Here is a 25430-nt window from a genome sequence, read left to right on the forward strand (position 1 = left end):
CTGTTTCCACTCCAGCCCAGCAAACATAGCGGTGAGAAGTGAACCGGTGTCGGGCGGGGTGTAAAAGTCGTGGTCTGACTTGTGAAAAGATGTTAATCGAGGCTTGGGAGGATAAGATGGCATGCGGGTTCAGCACCACATCGTGATCGTTGAGGACGACCCGGTCACCCGGGCGAAGCTCGCCGGCTATTTCCTGGCCGAGGGCTACAAGGTCAGCGAGGCCGGCGACGGCGAGCAGATGCGCGCCATCATGGGCAGACATCCGGCGGACCTGCTGATGATCGACATCAACCTGCCCGGCGAGGACGGACTCAAGCTGACCCGCGAGCAGCGCGAACGGTCCGACGTCGGAATCATCCTGGTCACCGGCCGGACCGACACGGTCGACCGCATCGTCGGTCTCGAGATCGGTGCCGACGACTATGTCACCAAGCCGGTGGAGCACCGCGAGCTGCTGGCCCGGGTCAAGGGCCTGCTGCGCCGCGTCGGCAAGGGGCGTCTGCCTCCCGCTGCCTCGGGCACGCGCCATTTCTACGGCTGGACGCTGGAAGTGGCGCGGCGCACGCTGCAGGCGGCCGACGGCACCTTCGTCGAGCTGACCGGCGCCGAGTTCAAGCTGTTGTCGGTGCTGACCGCCAATCCCGGGCAGGTGCTGTCGCGCGAGCGGCTGCTGCACGAGATATCGCGGCGCGAATGGGACGCCAGCGACCGCACCGTCGACGTGCTGGTGCGAAGGCTACGGCAGAAGCTGAACGACAATCCGCGCACGCCGCGCATCATCGTTACCGCCCATGGCGAGGGTTATTTCTTCGCGCCCGACGCGAACCAGGCTGTGCGCGGCTCGGCCGGCTTCTGAGGGTCGGGTCGGCGCTCAGGCCGAATGCGCCTGGTCGGCCTCCAGCATCTTTTGCCATTGCCGCGTGCCTTCGGCAAAGGCTGCCTCGCAATCCTTGACCATGCGCCTCAGCCCGGCGACGGGCTCATCGGCCGCAGCCGCTTCGAGCACTTCGGCAGCCTGCAGCAGGCGCGGAAATCCGAGCGAACCGGCCGAGCTTCGCGTCGCGTGGGCGAGATCGCCAAGGGCCTTGCGATCGCCGGTTTCCAGGGCATCGTGCATGGACCTAAAACGTCCGGGCAGGCTGTCGTGGGCGATGCGATGCAGCCGCTGCACCGTCTCGGCGCCGAGCGCGTCGAGATCGGCCTGGCAGGCCGCAACGTCGAGCGCGACGATGGGCTGCCGGGTTGCGGCCGGGCGCTTGGCCAGCGTTGCCACCGCATCGAGCAGATGCTCGTGGACGATGGGTTTTGCCACGAAGGCATCGACGCCTGAATCGAGGTAGCGGTCGATGTCGGACTTGAACACATGCGCCGACATCGCAATGACGGGCAGGTCGGGCGCCGAAAGCGTGGTGCGCAGGCGTTTCATCGTCTCGATGCCGTCTATACCGGGCAGGCTGACGTCCATCACCACGATCTCGGGCTTGAAGTCGGCAATGGCTTCCAGGGCAAGGTAGCCCGAACTCACCGCCTTCACATGGTGGCCGGCCTGGGACAACAGCGTGGTCGAGACTAGCCTGGTGGCGTCGTCGTCCTCGACGAGCAGTATGTGGCGCGGCGAGGCCGCAGCCTTGCGCGTACGGCGGCTCCTGACGGCGGGAAGGCCGGCTTCGAGCGCGGCCTTCTGTAACGGCATCTCGAGCGTGAAGATGCTGCCTGCGCCCTGGCGCGAACTGACCGAGAGATCGGCACCCATGAGCCGGGCGTATTCGCGGCTGATCGCCAGGCCCAGTCCGGTGCCGCCGAAGCGGCGAGTGATGGAGGCGTCCATCTGGGTGAAGGCCTGGAAGATGTCATCCTGCCGTTCCGGCGAAATGCCGATGCCGGTGTCCGAAACGGCGAGCCGCACGGTCTGCGCCTGCCTGGCACTGGCGGCGAGCGTCACCTTGACCCGGACATGGCCGTGCTCGGTGAACTTGATCGCGTTGCTGACCAGGTTGAACAGGACCTGGCGGATCTTGCCGGCGTCGGCGGTAAAGGCAGGGGCCAGCTTCGGGTCGATTTCGAGCCAAAGGTCGAGGCCCTTTTCCGTCGCCATCGGGCGCATGAAGGCGACGACGCCGGTAACCAGCTTCGACAGGTCGAAGTCGACCTTCTCGACGGCGACATTGCCCGACTCGACCTTGGAGTAGTCGAGGATGGCGTTGAGGATGCCGAGCAGCGCCTCGCCGGAATTCGCCGCGACCGACAGGTGCTCGCGTTGCCTCGGGCCGAGCCTGGTGTCGGCGAGCAGGCGCATCATGCCGAGCATTCCCGTCATCGGCGTCCGGATCTCGTGGCTCATGGTGGCGAGGAACGCGGACTTGGCGCTGCTTGCCTGCTCGGCCCGCGCCCGCGCCTGGTCGTGGTCGATCGCCTCCTGGCGCAGGCGGGTGTTGACCTGCCTGATCTGCTCGGTTTGCTCCTCGACGAGTTGCTGGAGTTCTTCGCGGTGGCGCCTGAGCTCGTCGGTGATGCGTTCGCGGTCCTGCTCCAGTTCGAGGCGCCGGCGCGACTCGTCGCGGAACTGGTTGACGGCGACGGCCATGGTGCGCAGTTCGTCGTCGCCGGTGTCGGTCACGGTGACATCGAGGTCGCCTGCTGTCAGCCGCTGCATGGCGCGCGACAGGCTGCTCAAACGGCGGACAAGGTTGCGCTCGACATAGAGCCAGACGATCGCGCCCGAAGCCAGGATGGCGCCCAGCAGGGTCACGACGAGCACGATGACGCCGATGCGGACGGCGTCGTCGGCGCGGTCGGCCGTTGTCCTCGCGAACTCGTCGGAGCGGTCGAGAATGTCCCGGGCGACCTGGTTCTGGGTGACGGCAAGATCGCGATTTGCCTGGGCCATGGCGTCGAGCCTGCCGGCCAGGTCGATGACCTGCTGGCGGCGGCCGAAGATCGAGCCCGACACCGGCACCTCGCCGGCGGCGGCCTCGATGGCGCCGAAGAAGGCGACGCCCTGCTTGCGCCGCACCGGATCGTCGATGCTCAGGATCCGGCGCAGGATGACTTTCATGTGGTCCTGGAAGATGCCGCTGATCTCGCTGATCTCGGAGCGCGACTCTGCCCGGCCAAGCCGGTTGATCAAAAGGCTTACCTGGGCGCTGCGGTGGCGCAGCTCATACATGCGCTCCATCAGGTAGATGTCGTGCTCGATCAACCGGTCGACGGCGGTGTAGGCGTCCTCGCGGCGCGCGGGATCGCCGATCAGTCCGTACAGATTGGCCGTCACAGCCGAGGCACCGGCGGACGCGTTGGAAATCAGCGTCTCGGAAAGCAGCAGGATCGACTGGGCAGCTGTTGCCGCAGCCTCCGCGCCTTCGCGATAGGCCTTGTCCTCGTCCAACCGCTGGCGCACCAGCTCGTTGTTTTCCTTAAGGTTGGCGAGCATCTTTTCGACCGAGCCGGCAAACTCCTCGACGAGCTTGGGATCGATCGACAGCCGCCTGACTTCGGTCAGCGACTTGACGAGTTGCTGCGACAGCTCAGAGAGCTTGCCTTGCTCGGCCAGCAATTCGTCGGGCGAACGCACGGCCGCAAGGGCCGGGGCGGTGGCAATCAGCTTGGCGCTCAGTTCGGCGGTGTGCTGGGTTGCCGCCACCGCGGGAAGCGCCTGTGCGTTCACCACGGCTTGGGCGTCGGCGATGTTGCGCAGGATCAGCCAGCTGGCGATGCCCGACGACAACGACAATCCCGTGATGCATAGGAAGGCGAGGAACAGCCTTCCGCCGATACCGAAACGATGAAGCATGGTCCATATAACCATGGTTTGCGCTGCCGACGTAAGCTGTCTAGCTTGCCCCGATGAAATTGCCGGCACGCCTTGATCGCTTGAGCTTCCTTGTTGCCGCCTTGCTGGCGCTCGGTGGCGGCCATCCAGCCATGGCCGAGGATGCCGCGGGCACATGGAAGCTCAATGCGTGGGAGGAGCCATTCGGCTATTCCCGGCCGGCGACGGCGATCGACTACCAGCCGGTAGCGAAGGCCGCGAAAGCCTGGCGCATCTGCGCCTCCTATCCGCATCTCAAGGATTCCTACTGGGTCAGCGTCAACTACGGCATGGTCGAGCAGGCGCGCTCGGCCGGCGTGAAACTGACCGTCGTCGAAGCTGGCGGGTATCCCAATCTCGACCGCCAGATCGAACAGATCAGGACCTGCAGCGCCACCGCCGACGCCTTGATCGTCGGGACCGTGTCCTATGAAGGGCTGACGCCGACGATCAAGGAGATCGCCCGTCGCATCCCGGTCATCGCCTCGGTCAATGACATCGACGGCGCCGGCATCACGGCCAAGTCGGGCGTTTCGTGGGAGGAGATGGGGCGGTCGATCGGCGCCTATCTCGCCCGCCTTCATCCCGCCGGCACCATGCCGGTCAGGGTGGCGTGGTTTCCCGGGCCCAAGGGGGCCGGCTGGGTCAAGTTCGTCGAGGCCGGTTTCCGCGGCGCGCTGAAGCAGAGTTCGGCCGAAATCGCCGCCGTCAAATGGGGCGACACCGGCGTGGAGATCCAGCTGCTTTTGATCGAGGAACTGCTCGAGACGCAGCCCAATATCGACTACATCGTCGGCAGCGCGCCGACGGCGGATGCCGCAGTCAGCATCCTCAGGGCCCAGGGGCGGGCAAACCAGGTGAGGATCCTGGCAGACTATTTCACCCATGGCACCTTCCGGGAAATCAACCGGGGCAAAGTTGTGGCCGCGCCGACCGACTCGCCGCCGCTGCAGGGCCGCATCGCCATCGACCAGGCCATCCGGGCGATCGAAGGCACGCTGCGTTATCGCCATGTCGGGCCGCCGGTCGAGATTGTCGACCGGACCAACGTGCAGTCGCTCGATCTCGAGCGAAGCCTGGCGCCGGCCTGGTTCAAGCCGACCTTCCAGGTCCAGTGAGGCGGCGTGACCGCTGTCCGGTTACAATTTTTCACATAAGCGCCGCCAATTTTCACGTATCTCGGCGGACTGGTTCACAGCCTGCAGGTAGCCTGTCCAGGATCTCAGGATTGCTGCGAGGAGAGCGGTGATGGCTACGACAGGTGAAAACTACCCCGCCGTGACCTCCGGCCCGCCGCGGCCGAGTCTCATCCTGCAGCCCGGGCTGCTTTTGCCGGGCATGGAGCGTTACCATGTGCCGGGCTTGGGCGCCGCACTGATCGAGATCGAGGCCGGCGACCGCGTGACGGTGCGCAACCTCGAGGGCGGCCAGCCTTGCGAGCTGGTGGCCTTCGATGCCGCCGGCAAGGCCGATCCGGGCATCCTGGGCACGCGCTCGAACAGCGATGCTGCCGGGCTCAAGGCGCTTCTGGTCGACGGCGACGACAGCCTGCAGGCGTTCCGCGCCGGGCTGGCGCGGCGCAAGCTCGAACTCGGCCGTGTCGAGGCCGTGCGCTTCTTCGATGGTGCGACCGCTGCGGGCACCGAAGAGAGCTTCACCGTCACCCGTCCGGGCACGCTGGTGGTCGCTGCCCCCGGTGCGGCGATGGCGATCGACAGCCACGACACCTCGACGCCGCTTGCGGTGATGATCAAGCGCGCGACGATCAGGCCCGCCGGCAAGTCCGACCTGCCCGATCCGCTCGCCGATCCGCTGCTCGACCTCAGGGTCAAGTCGAAGACGGCCGAGAGCTTCTTCGTCAAGGCCGGCGACTACATCCAGATCATCGACGTCGACGGCCGCCAGTGCACCGACTTCCAGTGCTTTTCGGCGCGCAAGCTCGACAAGGGCCGCGACCTTGCCCTCGACGTCACCGCCACCCGCTCGCTGATGGGCCACGCCTATCCGATGCCCGGCCTGCATGCCAAATATTTCGACCAGGATTTCGAGCCTTTGGTCGAGGTCATCCAGGACACCTGCGGCCGCCACGATGCGTTCGCGCTCGCCTGCTATGCCAAATATTACGACGACATCGGCTATCCCGGCCACATCAACTGCTCGGAGAACTTCAACGGCGCACTGACCCCGCATGGCGTCAATGCCCGCGCCGGCTGGATGGCGGTCAACTTCTTCTTCAACACCGGCATTGACGCCCATGGCGTGATGTTCTCCGACGAACCCTGGTCGCGGCCGGGCGACTATGTGCTGCTGAGAGCCCTGACCGACATCGTCTGCGTCTCCTCGGCCTGCCCCGACGACACCACCCCGGCCAATGGCTGGAACCTCACCGACATCCACGTCCGGACCTATTCCGGCCAGCACAAATTCTCGCGCGCGATCGCCAGACGCACGACCCCGGAGGCCGAACCCAAAATGACCCGTGAGACCGCCTTCCATTCAAGCTTTGCCAAGCACACGCGCAACTTCATCGAATACAAGGGCTTCTGGCTGCCGCAGGAATTCGCCAAGGAAGGCCCGATCGAGGAATACTGGGCCTGCCGCCAGAAGGCGGTGGTGATGGATCTTTCCGCCCTGCGCAAGTTCGAGGTGACGGGCCCGGATGCAGAAGCCCTGATGCAGTACACGCTGACCCGCGACGTCAAGAAGCTCGGCGTCGGCCAGGTCGTCTATACCGCGATGTGCTACGAGCATGGCGGCATGATCGACGACGGCACCTTGCTGCGTCTCGGCAAGGACAATTTCCGCTGGATCTGCGGTGACGACTATTCCGGCGTGTGGCTGCGCGAAGTGGCGGAAAAGCTCGGCCTCAAGGTGCTCATCCGCTCCTCGACCGACCAGATGCACAACATCGCCGTGCAGGGCCCCAACAGCCGCGACATCCTCAAGGAGATCGTCTGGACGCCGCCGCACCAGCCGGCGCTCAGCGAGCTCGAATGGTTCCGCTTCACCATCGGCCGCATCGGCGATGCGCAAGGGGTGCCGATCGTGGTCTCGCGCACCGGCTATACCGGCGAGCTCGGCTACGAGGTCTGGTGCCATCCGCGCGACGCCGAAAAGGTCTTCGACGCGGTCTGGGAAGCGGGCCAGCCGCATGGGCTCAAGCCGATGGGCTTTGCCGCGCTCGACATGGTGCGCATCGAGGCCGGGCTGATCTTTGCCAATTACGAGTTCTCCGACCAGACCGACCCGTTCGAGGCCGGCATCGGCTTCACCGTGCCGCTGAAGACCAAGACCGACGACTTCATCGGCCGCGAGGCGCTGATCCGGCGCAAGGACAACCCGATCCACAAGCTGGTCGGCCTCGACATCGACTCCAACGTCGTCGTCGGCCATGGCGACTGCGTCCATATCGGCCGCGCCCAGATCGGCATCGTCACCTCGTCGATGCGCTCACCGGTGCTGAACAAGAACATCGCGCTGGCCCGCGTCGACGCAACGCACGCCAATGTCGGCACCGAGGTCGAGATCGGCAAGCTCGACGGCCACCAGAAACGCCTGCCGGCCAGGATCGTGCCTTTCGCCCACTACGATCCCAAGAAGGAAAAGCCACGGTCGTAGGCGTAAGCTCCAAAGGCCACGCAAAGCAAAAGCCGCCGATTGCTCGGCGGCTTCGCGGGAGGATGGTCGGCCAATGGCCGACGCGGGGAATATGTTTCAGCTGACCGGCTCGGCAATCCTTGCGGGGGCTGGGGCCGGTGCGGGCGCGTCAGTGCCGAGCTTCATGCCCGGCTTCAAGCCGAAGGTGTCGGCGAGGCCTGCGCCGGAGAGCTTCTGGCCGGCTTCGGTACGGACCTTGAAGATCTCCACCACGCCACCCTGCACCGATATGCCGATGCTGCGCTCGCCGATCGAGACGATCTCGCCGGGCTTGCCGGTGACGTCCTCGAACCGGCGCGCCAGGTGCTTGCGCGCCTCGAACAGCCGCACCTTGGTGCCGTTGACCGTGGTCCATGCGCCAGGCGCCGGGTCGCAGCCGCGGATGACGTTGTGGACGGTGTCGACATGGGCGTGCCAGTTGATCTTGGCCTCGGCATCCTTGCACCAGCCCTCGTAGGAGGCCTGGCTCTCATCCTGATCGACTTCGCTGTGCTTGCCCGCAACGACGAGGTCCGCCGCCTCCAGCATGGCGTCGACTCCGAGCGGGAACAGCCAGTCGAAATAGACGCTGCCGAGCGTGTCGTCGGGACCGATGTCGACTTTCTTCTGCAGGATCACCGGGCCTTCGTCGAGGCCGTCGGTCGGGCGGAAGATGGTGAGCCCGGTCTGGGTGTCGCCCTTGATCACCGGCCAGTTGATCGAGCTCGGGCCGCGATACTTCGGCAGCAGGGAGGGGTGGTACTGGATGGTGCCGTGCCTGGGGATGTTGACGAAAGCCTGCGGTGCGAACTGCAGCACATAGGCCATGACGGCGAGATCGACATCGAGCGCCCGCAGCGCGTTTTCCGCCGCTTCGCCCTTGAGGCTCGGCAGCTGGAAGACCTTCAGGCCGGCCTTTTCGGCCGCCACCCGCAGCGGGTCTGGCCTGGCGCCGGCCTTTTCTGGCGCGCAGAACACGCCGGCGACTTCATCGCCGCGGGCCAGGAACGCCTCCAGCACGCTTTGTCCGAATGCCTGCTGTCCAATGATTGCAATTCGCATGATGCTGTACTCCTCCAGAATTTTGGCAAAGCTTCTCCGAGCCTTGCCGGGGCAGGGTTGCCGATGTCCTCAGGGATGATTGGAGAGCGCCCCGCCTTCAGGCGAGGCGCGGTGTCAGCGGCCGGTGTTGATCCAGACGACCTTGGGTTCGGTGAAATTCTCGATCGCCATGTCGCCATGCTCGCGGCCGAAGCCGGAATCGCGGGCGCCGCCCCATGGCAACCTGATGTCGGTCGGGCCGTAGGTGTTGACCCAGACGGTGCCGGCCTTCAGCCGCCGCGTGAAACGATGGGCCCGGCCTATGTCGCCGGTCCAAACGCCGGCAGCGAGGCTGTAGACCGTGCCGTTGGCGATGCGCAGGGCGTCCTCGTCGTCCTTGAACTTGATGACGGTGGCGACGGGCCCGAATATCTCTTCCTGCGAGATGCGCATCTCGTGTTCGACGCCGGCAAAGACGGTCGGCTGCACGTAGTAGCCGGCATCGCCATGGCGGCTGCCGCCGGCGACCAGGGTGGCGCCTTCGTTCTTGCCGATCTCGATGTAGTCGAGCACGCGCTTCATCTGCACTTCGGAAACCAGTGGGCCCATGGCGGTCGAGGTTTCGCGCGGGTCGCCGATGCGGGTGGAATTCGCTCGTGCCGCTAGACGCTCGACAACTTCGTCATAGATGGATTCATGAGCGAGGATGCGCGACCCGGCCGAGCAAACCTGGCCGGTGTTGAAGAAGATGCCGGCACCGGCTGCCTTGACCGCGGCATCGAGGTCGGCGTCGGGGAAGATGATATTGGCCGACTTGCCGCCGAGTTCCAGCGTCACCCGCTTCAAATTGCCGGCGGCACCGCGCAGGATCTGCCGTCCCACCACCGGCGAGCCGGTGAAGGTGACCTTGTCGATGTCGGGATGGTCGACGATCGCCTGGCCGGCGATCTTGCCGAAGCCCGGCACGACATTGAGGGTGCCGGCGGGGAAACCGGCTTCGAGCGCCAGCTCACCGATGCGGAGCGCAGTCAGCGGTGTGATTTCGGCCGGTTTCAGCACGACGGTGCAGCCGCAGGCCAGTGCGGGTGCGATCTTCCACATGCCGATCATCAGCGGGAAATTCCACGGGATGATGGCGCCGACGACGCCGAGCGGCTCGCGCACCGTGTAGGTCAGCGCGTCCTGGCGCGCCGGAATGACCTGGCCGTTTATCTTGTCGGCCATGCCGGCATAATAGACCAGCGTGTCGATGACCGCCGGCAGGTCCTGGCGGCGGATGGCCGAAACCGGCTTGCCGCTGTCGAGGCTTTCCAGGTTAACCAGCTCGTCCTCGTTCTGGCGGATCAGCTCGGCCAGCCTGAGCATCAGCAGGCCGCGCTCGCTGGCGCGCATCCGGCCCCAGTCGCCCTCGAAAGCAGCGCGGGCAGAGCGTACGGCAACGTCGACATCGGCCGCGTCGGCCTCGGCGATCCTGGCGATGACGTTGCCTGTCGCTGGGTCGAGCGTGTCGAAGGTGCGGCCGGAAAGCGCGTCGACCCGCTTGCCGTCAATCAGCAGCTTTTGGGTCCAGTCGGAAAAGGCGTATACCACGGGTCTTCCTCCATATATGAACTTCAGTTCCTATGTCGCGATGGAAGCTCGGCTCCTCCAGCCACCGCCGCGAGACTGATCTCACCGTAGGAAAGATATTTTCCTGTGGGAATAAGATATTTATTGCCTAACTTTTTGCCCTGAGACATGATCTCGACTGCCGGTTTGCCGATGCAGAAGATATGAATGTGAATTCATATCTGCTTCGGCCGAGGCGGTTGGGAGGTAGCGATGATCCGTATCGAGATCGATCCCGTCTGGCGCTTCAGGCGCAGCGCGGATTCACAATCCTTGCAGATCATGCTCGGTTTCCTCGCCGAGATACGGGCGAGCGGCAAGATCACCAAGGCCGCCGATCTCGCCGGCGTCTCCTACCGCCACGCCTGGAACCTGATCGAGAAGTGGTCGGCTTTTTTCGACACGCCGCTGGTGGTGCGCAAGCAGGGCAGCGGCACGAATCTCACGCCCTTTGGCGACAAGCTGGTGTGGGCCGGCCAGAGGCTCGAGGCGCGCCTGGGACCATTGCTGCAGAACCTGTCGCAGGAACTGGAGACCGAGATCAACCAGTTGCTGCCGCATGGCCCGCTGATCCTGCGGGTCCACGCCAGCCATGGTTTTGCGGTGCCAAAACTCAGGGAACTGCTCAGCCGCGAGCCAGATATCGGGGTCGATTTCCGCTATGTCAGCAACCAGAATTCGCTGGCCTCGCTGGCGCATGACGGTTGCGACCTAGCCGGCATGCACCTGCCGCAGGGCGAACTGCGCAAGCGCGCCATCGCGGCGAGCAAGGGCTGGCTGACGCCGAGCGCGCATCGCGTCATCGGCTTCGTGACGCGGGAGATGGGGTTGATGGTGGCGCGCGGAAACCCGCTCGGCATCACCTCGCTCGATCGGCTGCTCGATCCGCAGCTCCGCTTCGTCAACCGTGACCCGGATTCCGGCACGCGGATGCTGCTCGGCCACCTACTCGCCCAGCACCACATCGACAGCTCCCGCATCAATGGCTACGAGCATGCCGAATTCACCCATGCCGCCGTTGCCGCCTATGTTGCCAGCGGCATGGCCGATGTCGCCTTCGGCGTCGAAGCCGCGGCGAGGCAGTTCGATCTCGACTTCGTCCGGCTGGTGACCGAGGACTACTTCTTCGTCTGCCGCAAGGAGATCCTGGAAGTCGACGCCGTCAAGCGCGTGCTGTCGATCATGCGCGGCGAGGAATTCCACGCCGCGATCTCGCAATTGCCGGGCTACAGCGTCAATGACGCCGGCTCGATCAAGACCGTGCGCGAGGTGTTCCGGACGACAGAGTAGCGGTGCATGCGAGGCGGGCAGCGGCTTGTCCGGACCGAGGTCGCCATCACTCGTCGACGCCATCCAGCAGACGCCACTCGGCGCCGGCTGGATGGACCAAGCCAAGGCAGTCACCGCTAGCGCGCGGCGACGCCGACAGCCTATTCTGCGCGAGCGCGAAATATGATGGCAGCGAACATCAGAACGCCGGCGAACACCACGAAGGACGACACGGCAACTACTGGCCCCATTGACGGGTTCCCGGTCAAGAGCAGGTAGAGAGCGGGCGTCATCACGATCACTCCGCCCGTGTAAACATAGTACTGCGCTTTCGCTAAACGGGTCCCGGCGCCACGCGGGTTAAGCGCGTGAAATGTCCCGAAAATGGACATTGTCACCCAGCCCAGCAGGTTTGTATGCGCGTGCGCGCCAGTCGCGGCGAAGTTTTGAGTAATCGACATATGCAGGCCGACCAGAATTCCGGCCACCAGGAAGCAGATGGCGGTAATGAAGTACATTCTGGAAATATTTGGCATTTTCCCCTCAAGATTTCATGGTTTTCAAAAGTCGACAACGGAACAAATATTTGCGCGCTCCGATCACCAGCAGAGCGTTCGCTTGGCTGCCGCAGTTGCTCTCGCACGGTCAGGTTTGTGCTGTCACTTCCTTGAACATCACATTGGGACGTCCGGTCATGAAGATGAGACGAGCAGTCATATCCTCATGCCGTTGCCGGCAAAGTGACCGGCGAGGCACCTGCTAGCCGATGTTGCGCCGCCTAGCGTCGGGACCCTTCCAGCCGCCGAGCATGTCGAATGCCTCCAGCCCGTCCGCCGGTTGGTCTTGCTGCGAAGGTGAGCCGGTCAACGTGACATATGCCCATGCCTTGCCAAGTGCCCGGCCCCAATATGAAGGTTGCTGGTGAGCGGGTTGCTCCACCGGTGATTCACCGATCTGCTGCATGTGAACGGCTTCGTCTGGCATGCTCGTGCCCCTCCCTGGCGCTCGCTCCCTTGTTCGCTCTTGCGCATGTCTCGCCGGCCACCACGGGCCGGCAAGCAGGCTTATGAGCAAAACCGAGGATATCTGTCTGTTATGCCGATCACCCTGTCACTGCCTCGAGCGAGGCGAGCGAGCACATTGGGACGTCCGGTCATCAAGTTGAGACGCGCAGTCATGCGTTTGGCGCGCGGCTTGTTGCCGGCTCGATCAGGCGCCGCCAAACCAGGGTGCAAGAGGCTGGCGCAACGCAAGAAGCATACATTGCGCGCGCCAGCCACCGGCAGAGCATTCGGTGAACTGCCAGTGCTGGCTTTGCCATCGTCAGATTGCGCTGTCACTGCCCCGGACGAGGCAGCCGCGCACATTGGGACGTGCAGTCATCAAGATGAGACGCTCGGTCAAGGCGCCCGATCAATCCCTCATGATAGGAACGTTATTACTCCCCATGTGCGAATCTTGAGGTTTGTTGTGAAAAATTCTGCCAGAATTACTACGATTTACGCCATTTTTATCCTGGGGCTGGCCTCGGCACAGGCCGCAGACGTGATCAGCGAGCCAGTTCCGGCGCCGGTTGCTGAACGCTTCGCCTACGACTGGAGCGGTCTCTACATCGGCGTCCATGGCGGCATCGGCGGTGGCGAATTCGACAATTCCTACCTCATTGAAACCGAAGTTGGCCCGATTGGCTACAACGTCAGCGACAGGGCGTTCGGTGGTTTCGGTGGTGTTCAGGCCGGCTACAACCACCAACTCGCGCCCAATTGGGTCGCGGGCGTCGAGGTGGATTTCTCCTTGTCAGGGATCAAGGCCGAACACAGCGAGTCGTCGAGCGAAGGCTTCAGTTCTCGCTATGCGATCCAGATCGACTGGTTCGGCACGCTGCGTGGCCGTCTCGGCTACGCCCAGGACAATGTCCTGTTCTACGGCACGGGCGGCGCGGCCTATGGCAGGATTTCGTATTCCGACAGCGATAGCGACGGGTTCAACGAGGCGCTTGCCGACAGCAATCTGGGGTGGACTGCCGGCGCCGGCGTCGAATATGGCATCACCAACGACATCACGCTGAAGACAGAATATCTCTACGTCGATCTCGGCAGCCTGAAGGCGACGAATCTTATCTACACTGGAGATCGGATCGAAATGGATACCGCATTCCACACGCTCAAGACCGGCCTGAACTACAAGTTCTGATCAGAGCGCATGAGACAAAAGGGCGGCTTTCGGGCCGCCCTTTCCGTTTGGTGCGCGGCCTGCAAAATCGTCGGCCTGCGGCACAGGTCACCCTGCCTCTTCCAACTCTCCGCCTCGAGCCGCCACAAGCCAGGCCTCGACGATCGCTCCGCCGTTGCCGCCGCCCTGTTTCAGCAAGGTCTCATACCTTGCCATCCGCATTGAGTCCCTGGCGAGCGTGCGGACGGAACTCGGACTGATCCGATAACGCTTCTGGAAGGCGCGGCTGAAATGCGCCTCGCTGCGAAACCCGTGGTTGCGGGCAATGGCGGCTATCTTGTGATCCGGGGTTGACCGCAGGATGCCCTGCAAACTCCCCCTTAGCCGTTCGGCGAGCATCCAGCGCTGTACGCCACCATGCGGCTCGAACAAACGGAACAGTTTCGATCGCGAAATGTTCAGGAAGGCAGCCAACTCATCCGGACCGAAGTCGGGATCGGACAGCCTTAGTCGCGCGGTCGACGATGCGCGCTGGAAAAGGAATCGCTTGTCGCGCCTTTCGCGCGTTGCCGGGGCCGCAAACGCAGCAGCGGCAAAATGCAGGATGCCATCAACGATCACCTGGCTCTGGTGGATGCTGAGACCTTCGATATGCTCCACGAGTGCCTTGATCTGGATCCCCAGCATGGCGCCGGCGTGGTCGTTCGCCGTCAGCACGAGGCCGTGAGCGTTGTTCTGGAACTCGGCCGGCACGCTGGCCTTGTCGAAGGTCAGCGCGATCGCTTCAAAGCCTGAAGTTTCACTCTCATAGGGCAACGAATAGTCGACGACGACGATGTCGCCGGGCTCGTGCTCCTGGATCAACCCGTCGTAGTTGCCCGTGACCTGTCCTTCCAGGACCATGAACAGCACCATATGCGGGGTCGGTCGATCGTCGATGACCTGTTGCGTCCGCGACATCGACAACGCCGAACCGCCATTCACGTGCAGGAACGCTCCCGGAAGTTGCCAGCTGTAGCCATGGAAATCGAAAAGCGCCGGGTCGGATTCTTCAGGGATGGAACAGTCGACCAAGAGAGAAAGCGCATTCTTCCAGGCGGTATAACAGTCTTCGCCAGGCGGAAATGGCCATTCGTCGCGCTGTGGCGTCGCCATACCAAATGTGCTGTCGCCCTTGCCCATCCGCAACCGGTGTCTCTACTTCTTGTGGCCGGTACAGCACCGATCTACCGGTATGAGGTGAGGTAATGTCGAAGTAGTCAATAGCCTTGGGACGCTCGGTCAAGCAGTTGAGACGTACAGTCATGGTGACAAGCCGGCAGCGTGCCGAACCGGCGCACCGAATCCAGGTTCGGTTCGTCGCTTCGATGACACGGCGAACGAGCCCGGATCTCGTTGCGCGGAGCGTGCGGACCGATTGTGCTGCTGATTTAGTGGAATTGATCCGCTGGTGGAGCTGAGGTCCACCGAACATGCGTCCCACCATGTTTCAAGCCGTCCCTGATTGCATTGTGCTATAAGGCTTAGAGAGCATTTTATGTCTTGGGTCGTTTCGTGTCGTCCTGTACTATCCCCACTTCGAAGTGGGGAATTAAGTGGGGAATGGCCAGAACACTTAGCAAACTGTCAGACGCATCCGCCAAGGCTGCAAAGAAGCCGGGCCGCTATAGCGACGGCGGCGGGCTCTATCTCAATGTTTCACCGTCTGGCGCGAAGTCGTGGGTGTTCATGTGGGTGAAGGACGGCAAGCGCCGTGAGATGGGCATGGGAAGCTATCCGCTCGTCACGCTCGCGAAAGCACGCCAGAAGGCGAACGAACATCGACTTGCCGTGCAAGAAGGCCGCGACCCGATAGCTGAGAAGTCGAAAGAGGCCGAACCCACCTTTGGTGAATGCGCTGATCGATACATTGAAAGCATCAGATCCGAGTGGCGCAACGCCAAGCACGAGTACCAATGGAAGCAGACGCTCGGGGATACTTATTGCAAGTCGATCCGCACCAAGCGCGTCTCCCAGGTCACAAACGATGACGTGTTGAAGGTGCTTTCGCCTGTCTGGCAGGCCAAGAGCGAAACCGCGTCCCGCCTTCGCGGTCGGATGGAGCGTGTTCTTGAGTTTGCCAAGGTCAAAGGCTGGCGCTCAGGTGAGAACCCCGCAGCGTGGCGCGGTAATCTTCGCAATCTGCTGCCCAAGCGGCAAAAGCTCCAGCGCGGTCACCAACCGGCGATGCCTTACAAGGATGTCCCGGGCTTCATGGCCAAGTTGCGTAAGGCAGAGGGGATGAGCGCAAGAGCGCTGGAGTTCACAATTCTGACTGTTGCCAGGTCGGGCGAGACGCTTGGGGCCCGCTGGACGGAAATCGACTTTCCGCACAAGCTATGGAAGGTTCCAGCAGAGCGAATGAAGGCGGGCGAGGCCCACACGGTCCCGTTGTCGGCGGCAGCAATTGCCCTGCTTGAGACGCTCAAGGAGAACCGTACGGGGGATTACGTCTTCCCCGGCTTGCCACGGCCCGGGAACAAAAAGGACGCAAAGCACGGGCGCCCGCTGTCGAATATGTCGATGATGATGATGCTTCGGCGGATGAAGCTTGGCGAGCTTTCCGTGCATGGGTTCCGGTCCAGCTTCCGAGACTGGTGCGGTGATGCCACATCTTTCCCGCGAGAGGTTGCGGAAGCGGCACTAGCCCACAAGGTCGGCAATGAAGTCGAGCGCGCCTATCGCCGTTCCGACGCGCTGGAGAAGCGCCGCAAGTTGATGCAGGCGTGGGCAGACTATCTGGCAGCGGCGAAGGCTGGAAACGTGTTGAAGTTTGATGAGGCCCGCACCCGGGCTTGAATGAACCCGCAGGGATAGGACGGCCATCCGACAAGCCGGGGTTAGCACCTCCCGGTTTCCCTGCGGCCTCATAAGGTGCTCGCGAGGTGCGCGAGTGATACCGAAAACTCCCCTGCCGTGGGCTTCTTATAGCGGTCCCGACCCGTCCTATGCTTTGGAGGAGGGCGGAAGGTTTGAACAGCTTGAAGGGGCCTACGGCCAGTCGATTTCCGCACCGGCAAGGGCAGGGCTGTCTCGGATAGCGGATGACTATTTGGCAGATAGGCGCGTCGAGCTGTCCCGGCAAACCTGGCGGGATGTCGCCGATAACCTAGCGCCTCTTGAACAGGCTGCTACCACAATGTGGGCATTAGCCTATGGAGCTCCCCCAGCGAACGGGGATGCCGCCTATGCGTTTGATGCAATCGTAGATCAATTCCTTGATCGAGATGCGGTCCCTATACGGCCTAATAGAGGGGACTTGGTAATTCTGCGACCGGACGAAAAAGGTTCGTCGTGGGAGCGCTTTGATGACCACTATCAGCCACCGGAAGTAGGGTTCGGAATCCGATTGACCAGAGAAATACTGCGCGACATCGCGCAGGCACTAAGGGTCGCTGCAAATCGGTCGGCCTCAGAGATTGAGAAACGCGCATTAGAAGCCGCCGCCGATACCCTGCCAGCCTGGACAGCGCAGCAGCGGCTATTGCTTCGCCTTGGTGAGTGGGCGCGAGACTTTGGGCTGCTGTATGGCCCGTATTACAACGGCGAAGTGCCGAGCAAATTCAGCGAGTTTGTGTGCGCGCTACTGCAAATGGCTCCAGAAGGGTACCGCGAAAAGGCCCTGACTGCGGGGGCAGTCGCGGAACGTATTCGCCGTGTCCGCAAGGAAGCCGGGGCCAAGAAAAGGGAGCAATTGACCCGCGCTCATGGCAAGTAGTTCGCTCCCTTAGGGAGCATTTGAGACGTTACGAATTATTTTTCCTGCTTTCTGGAGCCAGTGCCGTCTATGGGCACAATGGGCAACGACATGACACGCAGTCATGTTGCGCGGTTGGCCGGTAGCCAGCCAGGTTTCAGGAGAAACCACCCATGACTATCTCAGTCGATATCGAAGGCGCCGTGGAAATGAGCGGGCTTTCTCGCTCAGCCATCTACAAGCTGTTCAAGGCCGGCAAGCTCACCCCTCGTAAGAACGGCAAGAGGACTTTGGTTCTGGTTTCAGAACTGCGCTCCTATGTCGAAAACCTCCCGAGCGCGTGAGGTGACACCATGAGCGTACAAATGGAAACCGCCCCCCGACTGGCATCGGAGAGCGGCGGAATTTCTAAGGCTTTGACGGCTGGAAATTACCGCATCACCCCCACTAGCGCAACGGTCACCGCAACAGAATTTGCGGCCTCAATCATCGCGGCCCGGTTCTTTATCTCCCCCACACGTGCCCGCGTTGTCTGCGAGCTAGCGCAGATCGGCGGGAGGTTCGCATGAGCACCAACGAAAAGCTTTCGGTGCGAATCCGCATCGAACCTGACGGCATGCCCATTACCTTCGTTGGACGGGACGCATGGTGTTTGTTGCGGCTCCATACAGCTGGTGAAAAGGGCTGCACCCCGATCGATCAACCCGCCCCCAGGTGGAGCGGATACGTGCACAAGCTCCGCAAGGCTGGTGTTCACGTCGAGACGATCCACGAGGGGCACAAGGGCGACTTTCCCGGCTGCCATGCGCGGTATGTCTTGAGGGCTCCCGTCACCATCCTCGAAACCAACGAGAGGGCGGCGGCATGAGCAATTCAATCCCCATCGCCATAGTCGAGAAGAACATGACTGAGGAGGTTCGCGTCTCGCTCGACGTGTTGCACGGGCGGCGCATGTTCAATACCCGTGTCTACTATGAGGTAGGCGACGGCACGAAGCGCCCCGGCAAGGCAGGGTTGGCCCTACGTCTTGAGTGCCTGGAGAGCTTCGCGGAAGCCGTCACCTCGGCACTGATGACGGCCAGGGCCAAGGGCTACCTGAAATGAGCCGGAGAGCGCGACAATGAGCAAGCGCGAGTTCTCCAAAGTTTCCCCGGCCGTGTGGCGGTCGGGGAGGTTCACCGGGCTGGAGTGCAGTATTGCCCAGATTCTGTACCTCTATTTCCTCACTTGTGAACACCAAAACAGCGCCGGCTGTTTTCGATTGCCTGATGGGTACGCCTGCTCCGACTTGGGGTGGGAGCCTGCGACGTACACTGAGGCTCGCGAACGGCTGGTCAGAGCCGACCTAGTCACATTCGACCCTGCCACCGAGGAAATCTACGTAGATCGCTGGTTCAGGCACAACGCTCCGATGAACGAGAAGCATTCACTTGGAACGCGCCGCATCATCGAGGCAATCGAAAGCGACGCTGTCCGCGAAAAAGTGGAAAACGAGTTCCTGGCGGCCGATGAGATCCGCACTGCCAAGGTTGTGCCGCCGCACACCCCATTCCACACAGCCGGCCTTTCAAACACCCGCCTCGTAAAAGGAGGGCGCTGATAATGCCCATACCTTCTCCATACGGTATCGAGACCCTATCGATATATAGAGACAGAGACCTGAGACACAGACGGAGACCTAGACCGAGAAGAGACCAAGACAAAAACCAAGGGAAAGACCTTGAGACCGCCATTCTCGCTTTCGCTGAAACGCCCCTCGGAAAAGCTGATGAAGTGCGAACCGTCAGTGCCATGGGGCTTAGGAGGGTCATAGCCAAGCTAGCAAACGTCCACGCCCTTCAGAGAGGCTTCGGCAATGGATCGCACTAAGCCTCTCACGCTCCAGCAGGCCGCTGGAATTGCGGGCGTCTCACCTGACACCATAGCCAGGTGGTGCAAGCGCTACGGCATCGGAAAGCAGTTGCATTGGAAGGCGCCGTGGCGTGTGGATCCAATTGGGCTGGAAATAGTAGCTAAGGGCGATGGCCCCGCCCTAGCGGCCTACGAGAGAAATGCAATCAGCGAATGAGCAATCTCTACCGTTTCCTGCGTAATTTCTTATAAGGTTGAGCGAGTTGCGGCTTCTCCAACGGAAGGATGCTTTGTTGTGTTCCTATTTTCCCGCCCTTTATTGGCATCGGAGGCAGTGGTGGTTCCCGTCGCAACTGCTCTGCAGTCGGTTTTGTTGGTGGCTTCTTCCGCTGGACCGCTCGCGCCTCCTGGCTAGCGCGCACAGTGTTCAACTCAGTGAGAATCCCAAGGTTAGGGCCACCAACCAAATCTCTGACGGTGACGATTTGAATTCGGGGCCGCTCACCGCCGGGCAGTTCAATGCGCCCGCCCGATGCGGCTTCAGTTCGCATGTCCGGAGTGGGGTCGTTCAAACATATGAAAATGCCAACGTCGGCGTGCTCCCTCTGGATAACGCCCTTGAGGTCCCTAATCGCGTCTGGGCCGACATTTTTGCCACCTTTGACTGACACGATGCCATGTCCATATTTGCTCGGGCCGGCAATGAACGCAATTTCCCCGTCTATGCCCTTGTCGGGTCCGCGTCCTCTCGATTGACCGCCGACGCGACCGACCGCCCATTCTTGGAAGACATGAGGCTTGATTTCGGCAAGTTTTCGCGCAGCGAACTCGTCTTTAGGTATCCCTTCAACTGAGTACCTTGCGTTGGGAAGCCACGTCTTTATGCGGTCCTCGATCACTTGGATTGCTAAATATGTGACATCGATGCCAATCCATGAGCGCCCAAGGCGCTCTGCTGCATGTACGGCTGTTCCGCACCCACAGAATGGGTCCAACACTAAATCGCCAGGCACGCTCGATGCCTGAATTATCCTCTCAAGCAGCGCTAGGGGCTTCTGAGTTGGGTAGCCGATGCGCTCCTCCGCCTGCGAATTGACAGGCGCAATGTCCCCCCAGAAACTACCTACCGGATTGCCCCGATCATCATCAGGTCGCAATTTTCTGCGGGGAGCGCCAGATTTTGACCATGCCAGATTGCCGGCTTCGTCAATTTCCTTGAGCTTCTCAAGCTCGACCCGCCAGCCATAGGCAGGCGGGGTATAACCCCTGTACTCATAAACAAGATTGGGGCGCATGCCCATGCTCGCGGAACGAAGTATTGGTCCATCCGTGAATCGCCCACGTTCATCAGTCCGTTCATATTTCTCGATCAATTCTTGCGGCTGAAGCGCCACGCGCACCGCTTCTTCATAGAAGGGCGTTTCGTCAGATCGAGCGTAATAGAGGATCGTGTCAGTGCTCGGGCTAAATTTCTTGCTCGCATGCTGGGAGCCTTTTGGGTTTCTTGATCGAAGCCAGATGATTTCATTTCGGAAATTCTGTGCCCCAAAAATGGCGTCCATAACAGCTTTTAGGTAGTGGCTCGCAGTCGGGTCGCAATGCAGATAAATGCTTCCAGTCGGTTTCAAAGCTCTCCTCAATTCGATGAGCCGTACCGTCATCATGGCCAAGTAGGCCATCAAATCGCTTTGTCCCAAGAAACCCTGGAGAGCCTGAAGCACTCGAAAAATGGCGACATCGGCCTTGCGAACTGCCTCCATGGCGGCTTCGGCATCATCTTCCCATCGCCAAGTATCCTCAAAAGCCTTCTTTTGAGCGTCCGCGCCAATAGGTGATTTGTAAAGAATATTGTAGGTGGCTTTAGAGTTGAAGGGGGGATCTAGGTAAACCAGATCTACTGAATCATCCTTGATCTTTCCGCTCCGCAACCAGTCCAGATTGTCTCCGAAGAACAGTTTGTTCATGGCCCCACCCGCTAGAGTGTTTCCACAATACGCGCACTTGGTTAACGCGAAATGAGGGGTTTTTTGCTGGTGCTGGCCCGGGCGAAGTGGATGCGGATAATGCAGCACATTGCTGATGATGCGGAACGCCAGCAATAGCGATGACTGATAAATTGTCCTGTGTTTGATGACAGGACGGTTCTTCATGCGCCTTAGCGCTGCAATGATCGAAAATATCCGTCTCCGCGTGACGCAGGAGGAAAAGCGACGTTTTGCCGAGATTGCGAAAGAGCGCGGCGTAACACTCAGCGACCTGGTGCGCCTAAGCCTGACAGAAGCCACTCAGCGCGTGGCGGCATGATGGCCGCTACTGCTTCCCCCATCGAAATGAATCTGATGGCGCTTTGGCTACGGCATCGCAGCGAGTGCCGTTCTGTCGGACAGATTGTAGCTGACGCGCGCGCCGGCCTGCTGCCAGGGGTTCACCTCGAGGGGCGCAGTTTCCTGATTGACGACGAAACGGCGGCCCTGGCCGCGATGAGCAAGGATGCGGGCAATGGCAACGGATAACGAGCCCTTCGGGCGCGAGTGGCAGGAACAGAACATCAGGCGGGCAAACGCCCTCACCGAAAAGGCGATGGAGGCTAATCCGGACATCACGCCGCGCGAGCTTTTGCAGCTGCATATCGGTGAAATCGTCAAAGGCATGCCCGCTCTATTTGCCGAAATCCAGGCAGCGAAACAGTCGAATTTCAAGGAGATAGGCTGATGCTGCCAGGTTTTTGTGGAATGATGGCTGGGCTTCCTACTTACCCAGCGCCGGAGCTGATCACGGAAAGTCAGCTTGTCAGCACCAGCGCGACCCATACCTACTCAGGCGTCAGCCTTGGCGGATTAGTCGTGGTGGCGATTGGCTGGACGATGGATAGTGGCACGGCTCGCACTGTGTCATCGGCAACTATCGGCGGCCAGGCGGCAACGGTGAATTGCCAAATCAACGATGCCGCTTCGACAGCGCCGGGGGTGGCCATTATCTCAGCTGCTGTCCCGACCCCGATTACTGGCGATATCGTTATCAACTTCAGTGGGACTATTCATCGCTCTAGCATGGGCGCCTATCGTGTGGACAACTACGCAACCCAAACAGATATCGCTACCGGCATCTCTGGTGTCATTGCTGGGGCTAGCGGCAGCAAAACAGTCAATCTTGATGTGGCTCCGGGCGGATTTGTCATCGCTTCGGGACTGGCCAGCAGCTTCAACACCACGACGATGACATTCTCAGCGGGTGTTACCGAAGACTATGAAAACGTCACGTCATCTATTCGAGTGAACAGCGGCAGCACTGCAAACCTCGCCGCTCAAGTAGGCCGCCCGGTCACGGTATCTGGCACAAACAGCGTTGCGGGGGGCTGGGGTCTCTTTATCGCCGCTGCGTCATTCCGATAGGCGACCGCATCGAGCCGACCCATCACACAGTGACACGAGGCACTGAAGCATTTGTCCCCTGATAAAACAGCAGATGAACAGCGCGGGCGCCCATTCCAGCCCGGCCAGTCTGGCAACCCGAACGGCAGGCCATCCGGCTCGCGGTCTAAGGTGCTGGTAGCCCTCGACGCTTTGGCAGAGGGCGAGGTGGAGGAGATTGCGCGAGCAATGATAACCAAGGCCAAGGGCGGGGACGCAATCGCTGCTCGAGCAATCTTCGACCGTGTTTGGCCCCCTCGCAAGGGCGCTAGAATTCAATTCGATCTGCCAGAGGTCAACAAGGCCGAAGATCTGCCTGACGCGGTCGCTGTGATCAATCGGCAGGTCGCTGACGGTGAGATATCGCCCGATGAGGGGGCGGTGGTTGTTGGCCTCCTGGAGGCCCAGCGCAAGGCCATCGAAACGAATGATCTAGCGGCACGCATCGCAGCACTTGAGGATAGGCAGGCGAAGAAATGACCCTATTGGCTCGCATGGCGCGATTGGAGGCTTCCCGGCCACCTACACAGGTGGCAACGATTATCGCTTCCGATCAAGAGGATTACGAAACCCAGCTCGAAGGTCTGCTGTTGCGTTCGCGCCCCGGCCCGCAGGAGGTTTCTGGCGCCATTGGTGGTCGGGCCTTCAATCTAACAGGTGTCCTGAAATCCCATGAGGAAATGCTGGGAGAGCTCGTCTGATGGGCATGCTGTCGCGCCTGGAGAGGCTGGAGCGGAAAACACAGCCCGACCCCTATGCTCACCTCTCAGATTCGGACCTAGAAACAGCCATTGCGTTGCTGAGGGCGAACATAGAATCGGCATCTGGCATGAGTGAAGCTGCTTTGGCGGCCGATTTTTCGCAGCGGTTGGTGGACGGAACGTTGCCGCCCGATCTGGACCCCATAGCGGTCAGCAAGTTCGTCCAGGTCATCCTCGCGGAAGTGAACGGCAAAACCCGGTCGGTATGACCATGATGGAGCGTTGATCCGATGCCAAACATACTCTCCCGCTTAGAGCGCCTTGAGCGCAGTTCGCCCGACACCAAGAAACAGCACCGTGTCATCAGGCTTGTTGCCAGCGATGAAGAGGAAGCGGAAGCCGAGCGCCTGCTGGAGGCAGAAGGATTTGACCCTGCTAGCGGCGACATCGCCATAATCCGACTCATCTGCGGGCCGGGCGGTAGCGACGGGGAGCGCTACAACAAGCCCGCCTATATCCTCAGTGATACCGGGAATGTGAATTAGAAAATCTGAGTCCAGTTGCGCGGGTGGGTTGCGTCTTGGATGGAAAGCCGCTGTGCCATCATCTGCTCCAAGTCGTAGACCTCATCCGTCAGATTATCGAGAACCTTCTGGCCTTCGGTCGTGTCGACTAGCAACACCACATGTGGTTCACCCCAAGCCATCAGGGCAAAGGCCATATGCAGCGCACCCTTGGACACGCCCCGTTTGATTAAATCGTCTCGCTTGGTCAGCGCATAGTCATCGCAGTCGCCCCGCTTCGGCGCCAATGTCCAATGGTCTATCCGTTCAGGCACGTAGACTATTGAAGCGTTAGTTTGAGCGTTGACACTTTCCAGGAGGCCTGAGCCGCGCGACGTTGAACGACCTGGAGAACGACACGGGGCGATCCGCGCCGGTCTCCTCGGCCCTGGCTGTCGAAATGGCGTTGCGGGAGAAGGGCGCCAACTTCATAGACGATGGTGAGAAAATCGGGTGACGATGCCCCGGACCAAGCCGATCGAATAACGCAGAGATTACTCCCCGACCGCTGCGCCCGGCACGTTCAAGCTATCAATCGTTTTCAGGGGGTCCGACGCCTCTAGCCGATTTCTCGCCCATCTCAACCAGGCCGATGCCCCTTCAAAATTCGGGTGGCCGCTGGAAATTGTCTGTTCAATCGCGCTGAGATAGCGCTTTGCCTGTTCAACGCGGGACCACATATCAGCATCGCGAAATAGCCGTTCAAACGCGGCGCGTTCGGCCTCGGCCTGCTTCTCTTGGGCCTGCCGGTTCGCCTTCACAATTTGCGCAGCGTGGAGCCGCTCGTCCGCCTTGTGGTCCTCAAGTCTGCGGGCCTCCATAGCGACCATCAGGCCCTGAACAACTTGATGAATGCGCGTTTCCAGGGGGGCCTCAGGACTGTCAGACCAACTAGTTTTCACCATCGCCGGGAAAACCGATGAGGCCTTTATCGTAAGTTCGCCAGTGGGAACAAAGTCGTATTTTGGATACGTAATGAACGACCATCTCCGCTTTTCCGCGACTTCCTCCGGGGTCGGCGTATGAGGAATCTGCTTCACCCGCTCCTCGACCGATAACGAGAGACTCGTTGTGCCGAGAGACAAGGCGGCTTGGCGCGGCCAATTCCGATCCACATGCAGCCCGACACCTTCACAAGCCACCAACAGCGACTCAAGTAGCGATATCGCGCGAGGGATTGATTTTGGTGCAACGCGAATGAAGAACTGGCCGGGGTGGTCCGACTTAACCACACCATATTTTTCGTCCGGTACCTCGGCTTTTAACGCCCTCTTGGTGTCAGCAACGAGGGCGCGAACAATGCGGCTCGCCCCCCCTCCCTTTTTGACCGAAATGGCAGAGAATGTTCGCTCTGCGGACTGCCTCAGGGCCTTCGAATTTGGGGAGGGCTCCTTTATTGTGATGCCAATCTGCCTGTCCGTTTGTCCGCGCGGAAGCGGTGTCTTTTCGGTTGGACGACTGGCATGAACTTTGTTCCAGTAACCCCTCGGTGGAACTGGAACATCATTCGTTCGGCAGATCTTCTTCAGGCCGACATCGGATAAATTGAAGGTTGGCGCGAGGTCCATCATTGGCGTCGCCCAAACCAGGTCATACAGCTCTTGGCGAGTGAAGTATTTTCTGTCCATCGTCGCG

28 protein-coding genes are annotated in these 25430 nt (G+C 61.1%); 19 read left to right on the forward strand and 9 right to left on the reverse strand.

Annotation, left to right across the window (positions count from 1 at the left end):
• Window positions 1-121: 121 nt before the first annotated feature.
• Entirely contained in the window at window positions 122-856 is a 735-nt protein-coding gene (gene torR / locus O1Y97_RS05265) for a two-component system response regulator TorR (RefSeq protein WP_318763345.1), read from the forward strand.
• Window positions 857-871: 15 nt separating this feature from the next.
• Here the strand turns inward: torR and torS are convergent, their stop codons facing one another.
• Window positions 872-3790 (reverse strand): TMAO reductase system sensor histidine kinase/response regulator TorS, encoded by a 2919-nt coding sequence (gene torS, locus O1Y97_RS05270; protein ID WP_318763346.1) that lies wholly within the window; start codon window positions 3788-3790, stop codon window positions 872-874.
• Window positions 3791-3843: 53 nt separating this feature from the next.
• On the opposite strand from torS, the gene torT reads away from it, so the two are divergent.
• Both torT and O1Y97_RS05280 read left to right on the forward strand, forming a co-directional pair.
• Window positions 3844-4926 (forward strand): TMAO reductase system periplasmic protein TorT, encoded by a 1083-nt coding sequence (gene torT / locus O1Y97_RS05275; RefSeq protein WP_318763347.1) that lies wholly within the window; start codon window positions 3844-3846, stop codon window positions 4924-4926.
• 130 nt (window positions 4927-5056) lie between these two features.
• Entirely contained in the window at window positions 5057-7426 is a 2370-nt protein-coding gene (locus tag O1Y97_RS05280; protein WP_318763348.1) for a DUF1989 domain-containing protein, read from the forward strand.
• Window positions 7427-7522: 96 nt separating this feature from the next.
• Here O1Y97_RS05280 and O1Y97_RS05285 read toward each other — a convergent pair whose 3' ends face one another.
• Together O1Y97_RS05285 and O1Y97_RS05290 are read right to left on the reverse strand one after the other, a co-directional pair.
• The gene (locus O1Y97_RS05285) at window positions 7523-8506 is read right to left on the reverse strand and encodes a methionyl-tRNA formyltransferase (RefSeq protein WP_318763349.1); all 984 of its coding nucleotides are present in this window, start codon (window positions 8504-8506) and stop codon (window positions 7523-7525) included.
• Between the two features lie 114 nt (window positions 8507-8620).
• Window positions 8621-10075: an aldehyde dehydrogenase family protein gene (locus O1Y97_RS05290; protein WP_318763350.1), complete on the reverse strand. Its 1455-nt coding sequence runs from the start codon at window positions 10073-10075 to the stop codon at window positions 8621-8623.
• A gap of 231 nt (window positions 10076-10306) precedes the next feature.
• On the opposite strand from O1Y97_RS05290, the gene O1Y97_RS05295 reads away from it, so the two are divergent.
• Entirely contained in the window at window positions 10307-11383 is a 1077-nt protein-coding gene (locus O1Y97_RS05295) for a substrate-binding domain-containing protein (RefSeq protein WP_318763351.1), read from the forward strand.
• Window positions 11384-11523: 140 nt separating this feature from the next.
• On the opposite strand, the gene O1Y97_RS05300 is transcribed toward O1Y97_RS05295, so the two are convergent.
• Together O1Y97_RS05300 and O1Y97_RS05305 are read right to left on the reverse strand one after the other, a co-directional pair.
• Complete coding sequence (locus O1Y97_RS05300; protein ID WP_108606351.1) at window positions 11524-11898, reverse strand: hypothetical protein; 375 nt, start codon at window positions 11896-11898, stop codon at window positions 11524-11526.
• A gap of 223 nt (window positions 11899-12121) precedes the next feature.
• Window positions 12122-12346 (reverse strand): hypothetical protein, encoded by a 225-nt coding sequence (locus O1Y97_RS05305; RefSeq protein ID WP_108679418.1) that lies wholly within the window; start codon window positions 12344-12346, stop codon window positions 12122-12124.
• Window positions 12347-12832: 486 nt separating this feature from the next.
• Here O1Y97_RS05305 and O1Y97_RS05310 point away from each other — a divergent pair, with 486 nt between their 5' ends.
• Window positions 12833-13555, forward strand: coding sequence for an outer membrane protein (locus tag O1Y97_RS05310; RefSeq protein ID WP_318764154.1), 723 nt, complete (start codon window positions 12833-12835; stop codon window positions 13553-13555).
• An 87-nt stretch (window positions 13556-13642) separates the two neighbouring features.
• Here the strand turns inward: O1Y97_RS05310 and O1Y97_RS05315 are convergent, their stop codons facing one another.
• Window positions 13643-14716, reverse strand: a complete 1074-nt coding sequence (locus O1Y97_RS05315) for an AraC family transcriptional regulator (protein ID WP_318763352.1) — start codon at window positions 14714-14716, stop codon at window positions 13643-13645.
• A gap of 420 nt (window positions 14717-15136) precedes the next feature.
• On the opposite strand from O1Y97_RS05315, the gene O1Y97_RS05320 reads away from it, so the two are divergent.
• The 6 genes from O1Y97_RS05320 to O1Y97_RS05345 all read left to right on the forward strand — a co-directional run bounded on the left by O1Y97_RS05320 (window position 15137) and on the right by O1Y97_RS05345 (window position 18870).
• On the forward strand, window positions 15137-16372 hold the full coding sequence (locus O1Y97_RS05320; RefSeq protein ID WP_318763353.1) for a tyrosine-type recombinase/integrase: 1236 nt from the start codon (window positions 15137-15139) through the stop codon (window positions 16370-16372).
• A gap of 460 nt (window positions 16373-16832) precedes the next feature.
• Window positions 16833-17291, forward strand: a complete 459-nt coding sequence (locus O1Y97_RS05325; RefSeq protein ID WP_318763354.1) for a hypothetical protein — start codon at window positions 16833-16835, stop codon at window positions 17289-17291.
• Window positions 17292-17443: 152 nt separating this feature from the next.
• The gene (locus O1Y97_RS05330; protein WP_318763355.1) at window positions 17444-17614 is read left to right on the forward strand and encodes a helix-turn-helix domain-containing protein; all 171 of its coding nucleotides are present in this window, start codon (window positions 17444-17446) and stop codon (window positions 17612-17614) included.
• A 221-nt stretch (window positions 17615-17835) separates the two neighbouring features.
• Window positions 17836-18138, forward strand: coding sequence for a winged helix domain-containing protein (locus tag O1Y97_RS05335; RefSeq protein WP_404801246.1), 303 nt, complete (start codon window positions 17836-17838; stop codon window positions 18136-18138).
• Window positions 18135-18374 (forward strand): transcriptional coactivator p15/PC4 family protein, encoded by a 240-nt coding sequence (locus O1Y97_RS05340; protein ID WP_318763356.1) that lies wholly within the window; start codon window positions 18135-18137, stop codon window positions 18372-18374. Before O1Y97_RS05335 ends, O1Y97_RS05340 begins: the two co-directional genes overlap by 4 nt.
• 16 nt (window positions 18375-18390) lie before the next feature.
• The gene (locus O1Y97_RS05345; protein ID WP_318763357.1) at window positions 18391-18870 is read left to right on the forward strand and encodes a hypothetical protein; all 480 of its coding nucleotides are present in this window, start codon (window positions 18391-18393) and stop codon (window positions 18868-18870) included.
• Between the two features lie 475 nt (window positions 18871-19345).
• On the opposite strand, the gene O1Y97_RS05350 is transcribed toward O1Y97_RS05345, so the two are convergent.
• The gene (locus tag O1Y97_RS05350; RefSeq protein ID WP_318763358.1) at window positions 19346-21271 is read right to left on the reverse strand and encodes a DNA methyltransferase; all 1926 of its coding nucleotides are present in this window, start codon (window positions 21269-21271) and stop codon (window positions 19346-19348) included.
• Between O1Y97_RS05350 and O1Y97_RS05355 the strand changes: the two genes are divergently transcribed.
• Genes O1Y97_RS05355 through O1Y97_RS05390 form a run of 8 tightly spaced genes read left to right on the forward strand, consistent with a single transcriptional unit; the run spans window position 21270 to window position 23777 of the window.
• Entirely contained in the window at window positions 21270-21425 is a 156-nt protein-coding gene (locus O1Y97_RS05355; RefSeq protein ID WP_318763359.1) for a type II toxin-antitoxin system RelB/DinJ family antitoxin, read from the forward strand. The two genes, O1Y97_RS05350 and O1Y97_RS05355, sit on opposite strands and share 2 nt — an antisense overlap.
• Window positions 21422-21634, forward strand: coding sequence for a hypothetical protein (locus O1Y97_RS05360; RefSeq protein WP_318763360.1), 213 nt, complete (start codon window positions 21422-21424; stop codon window positions 21632-21634). Before O1Y97_RS05355 ends, O1Y97_RS05360 begins: the two co-directional genes overlap by 4 nt.
• Window positions 21612-21833, forward strand: coding sequence for a hypothetical protein (locus tag O1Y97_RS05365; protein ID WP_318763361.1), 222 nt, complete (start codon window positions 21612-21614; stop codon window positions 21831-21833). Before O1Y97_RS05360 ends, O1Y97_RS05365 begins: the two co-directional genes overlap by 23 nt.
• Entirely contained in the window at window positions 21833-22513 is a 681-nt protein-coding gene (locus tag O1Y97_RS05370; protein ID WP_318763362.1) for a hypothetical protein, read from the forward strand. Before O1Y97_RS05365 ends, O1Y97_RS05370 begins: the two co-directional genes overlap by 1 nt.
• A 51-nt stretch (window positions 22514-22564) precedes the next feature.
• On the forward strand, window positions 22565-23011 hold the full coding sequence (locus tag O1Y97_RS05375; RefSeq protein ID WP_318763363.1) for a DUF5681 domain-containing protein: 447 nt from the start codon (window positions 22565-22567) through the stop codon (window positions 23009-23011).
• A complete protein-coding gene (locus O1Y97_RS05380; RefSeq protein WP_318763364.1) occupies window positions 23008-23232 on the forward strand; it encodes a hypothetical protein in 225 nt (74 codons plus the stop codon). Before O1Y97_RS05375 ends, O1Y97_RS05380 begins: the two co-directional genes overlap by 4 nt.
• Window positions 23232-23501, forward strand: coding sequence for a hypothetical protein (locus O1Y97_RS05385; protein ID WP_318763365.1), 270 nt, complete (start codon window positions 23232-23234; stop codon window positions 23499-23501). The genes O1Y97_RS05380 and O1Y97_RS05385 overlap by 1 nt, the downstream gene beginning before the upstream one ends.
• A 21-nt stretch (window positions 23502-23522) precedes the next feature.
• Window positions 23523-23777 (forward strand): hypothetical protein, encoded by a 255-nt coding sequence (locus tag O1Y97_RS05390; protein WP_318763366.1) that lies wholly within the window; start codon window positions 23523-23525, stop codon window positions 23775-23777.
• On the opposite strand, the gene O1Y97_RS05395 is transcribed toward O1Y97_RS05390, so the two are convergent.
• Window positions 23774-24163 (reverse strand): transglutaminase-like cysteine peptidase, encoded by a 390-nt coding sequence (locus O1Y97_RS05395; protein ID WP_318764156.1) that lies wholly within the window; start codon window positions 24161-24163, stop codon window positions 23774-23776. The two genes, O1Y97_RS05390 and O1Y97_RS05395, sit on opposite strands and share 4 nt — an antisense overlap.
• A 126-nt stretch (window positions 24164-24289) precedes the next feature.
• Entirely contained in the window at window positions 24290-25423 is a 1134-nt protein-coding gene (locus O1Y97_RS05400) for a hypothetical protein (RefSeq protein ID WP_318763367.1), read from the reverse strand.
• Window positions 25424-25430: the final 7 nt, after the last annotated feature.

Origin of the sequence: Aminobacter niigataensis (assembly GCF_946995915.1) — a bacterium.
Classification (GTDB): domain Bacteria; phylum Pseudomonadota; class Alphaproteobacteria; order Rhizobiales; family Rhizobiaceae; genus Aminobacter; species Aminobacter niigataensis.